This window comes from Exiguobacterium sp. A1_3_1, assembly GCF_048985645.1.
Taxonomy (GTDB): domain Bacteria; phylum Bacillota; class Bacilli; order Exiguobacteriales; family Exiguobacteriaceae; genus Exiguobacterium_A; species Exiguobacterium_A indicum.
On record NZ_WBYY01000265.1, the window covers coordinates 1 to 2,916 of the forward strand.

Genomic DNA, 2,916 nt, shown 5'->3' on the forward strand with positions numbered 1-2,916 from the left:
GCAGGAAGACTGGCTTGTGTCTCGCCTGAGGAAAGGGCGTGAGTAGATGCGTCATTTTTTTGGAGTCAGCCCCGTCTACTCCTTGAGTCGATGCTTATCGGCTTTTTTAGAGAATAAAATAAATCGAAATCATTACGATTGACGTCAGGTGAAAAGTCGGTTACTCTATAAAACGTAACGATTACGTTTTAGGAGATGAATGATGATGCAACCGATATCGATCACCGTTTTATCTGGATATCTTGGATCTGGTAAAACGACACTATTGAACCATTTACTACATAATCGCGAAGGGCGCCGCCTCGCGATCATCGTCAACGACATGAGTGAGGTCAACATTGACGCGGCATTGATTGAGCAAGGCGGATTCTCGCGGACGGAAGAGTCGTTCGTCACTCTCTCGAACGGCTGCATTTGCTGCACGTTACGTGACGATTTATTACTTGAAGTCAAACGCCTCGTCGACCAAGGCGATATTGACGGTATCGTCATCGAATCGAGTGGTATCTCGGAGCCGATTCCGGTCGCCCAGACCTTCACCTACGAAGATCCGGACAGTGCCATCGACTTATCACAAGTCACGAAAATCAATGCGATGGTCACGGTCATCGATGGGTACCGTTTCTTGAAGGACTTCGAATCCGGTGAATCGTTGATTGAGCGGAAACAGGCCGTTGATGAGACAGACGTGCGCGAAGTCGTCGATCTACTCGTCGATCAAGTCGAGTTCGCAGATATCATTGTCTTGAATAAAGTCGATCGCTTGACAGCGGAAGAACGCCATACCGTCATCGGCTATCTAAAGGCATTAAATCCAGTTGCCCGCTTGATTGAGACGACGTATGGTCAAGTCGATCCGACAGAGATCTTAGACGTTGATCTATTTGATTTTGAACAAGCGGCAGCGAGTGCTGGCTGGATCCGTGAGTTGAATGCGGAAGAACATATTCCAGAAACGGAAGAGTACGGAATCAGTTCGTTCGTCTACAAGCGCGACGTGCCGTTCCACCCTGAGCGCTTACTAGCCTTGATTGAAGACTGGCCGCAAGAAGTCGTTCGGGCAAAAGGCTTCTTGTTCCTTGCGACACGTCCTGAGATGGCATTGCTGTTCCATCAGGCAGGATATGCGTCGAACATGGAATACGCTGGTCGTTTTGCATCAGATGAGGATCGACGGACCGAACTTGTCTTGATCGGTATCGGACTGGAGCAAGAGAAGCTCGAAGCGCTATTCGATACATGTCTCGTCCAGGAACACGAAACGGATTGGGCATCACTGAATGATCCAATCCCTGGTCGCGAGATGTACGAAGAAAACTTTCTATAAGAGGTCAATCTTTTGAGAAACCGTGTCTGCGGTTTCTCTTTTTTGTTATATTTTCATAGTGAATGGGGAAACAATACTAGTGAAGGTATGTTAATTGAAGGAGGAAGGTCTGTGCGTAACCGGATTTTACAATTCGCACTCGTATTTTTAGTCGCCGGTGGCATCATTTGGGGACTATATCAACTCGGCTATTTATTTTACGTCTTAACGATTTCAGCGACGGTCGTGCCGCTTGCTGTCATCATGATCATCTTCATCGAGAACCGGACTGCAGAATCGACGATTGCTTGGTTCCTCGTCCTAATCTTCTTACCGATTCTCGGAGTCATCATCTGGTTGATGTTCGGTCGAAATCCACGGCGTCGCCGTCGGAATCGTCGTTCGCATGACGAACGGAAATTGCTTAAGCAAGCGATTCGTCCAGTCCGGTCGCTTGCCGTCAGTGAGTTGCCACCGAACCATTTGAAGCTCGCGAACACGATTCGTAACTTCGGTGGGGGCGGGGTGGACGTGCATACATCAAGTGACATTCTGACGAACGGGGAAGAGACGTTCCCAGCGATATTAGAGGCGATTCGTCAAGCGCAGCATCACGTCCACATCCAGTACTACATCTATCGGAATGATGAGACAGGTAAAGCGATCCGGGAAGCATTGATTGAGCGACTCGAAGCCGGTGTGACGGTCCGGTTCATGTATGACGGACTCGGAAGCTATATGCTCGGTGAGAACTTCCTGCGCCCGCTACGCGACGCTGGAGCGCATATCGCAGCCTATGATCCGATTTCGAGTCCCTTGTTCATCTTCACGGCGAACTTCCGCAATCACCGGAAAATCGTCGTCGTTGATGGTAAGGTCGGTTTCACCGGTGGTTTGAACGTCGGGGATGAATACGACGGCAAGAGTAAGAAATTCGGCTTTTGGCGCGATACGCATTTACGGCTCGAAGGACGTGCCGTCAAGGAGTTACAAGCGACGTTCCTCGACGACTGGATCTATGCCCAAATTGAATCGAGTGACACATGGGAGACGTTTGCAGGGGGTGAGTCGATCCACCAGTACTTCCCGAAACATGATGTGACGTCAGACGGGGCGATTCAAATCGTCACGAGCGGACCGACGTCGAAGGATCCCGCGATTCGCAATGCCTTGATTGCCGCGATCATTTCGGCACAACGTTCGATCTGGATCGCAACGCCGTACTTGATTCCGGATAATGAGACAATGACGTTGCTCCGGCTCGCAGCACGTGCTGGACTCGACGTCCGTATCTTGACGCCGGGTAAAGGCGACAGCTTTACGTCTTATTACGGGACCCGGTCTTACTTCGGACCACTCTTGAAGGACGGCGTCAAGATTTATACGTATAACCGTCACTTCATCCATGCGAAACTGTTTCTCGTCGACGGGAAGATCGGTGCCGTCGGAACGGCAAACATGGATATTCGCAGTTTTGTCCTCAACTATGAACTGATGGCGTTCCTGTATGACACGGAAAGTACGGAACAGCTCGAGCGTGACTTCATCGCTGATTTCGATGTCTCGATTCAGTTATCATCAAACGATTACGTCAAACGTCCGCTTCTGTC

2 protein-coding genes are annotated in these 2,916 nt (G+C 49.9%); both read left to right on the forward strand.

Features of this window, described 5'->3' with window-relative positions; all coding sequences use genetic code 11:
* The first annotated feature begins 205 nt into the window (after positions 1-205).
* The gene (locus F8N00_RS17450; protein ID WP_336449374.1) at positions 206-1,327 is read left to right on the forward strand and encodes a GTP-binding protein; all 1,122 of its coding nucleotides are present in this window, start codon (positions 206-208) and stop codon (positions 1,325-1,327) included.
* Positions 1,328-1,438: 111 nt separating this feature from the next.
* A partial coding sequence (locus F8N00_RS17455) for a cardiolipin synthase (RefSeq protein WP_421018682.1) occupies positions 1,439-2,916 on the forward strand: 1,478 nt, incomplete at its 3' end.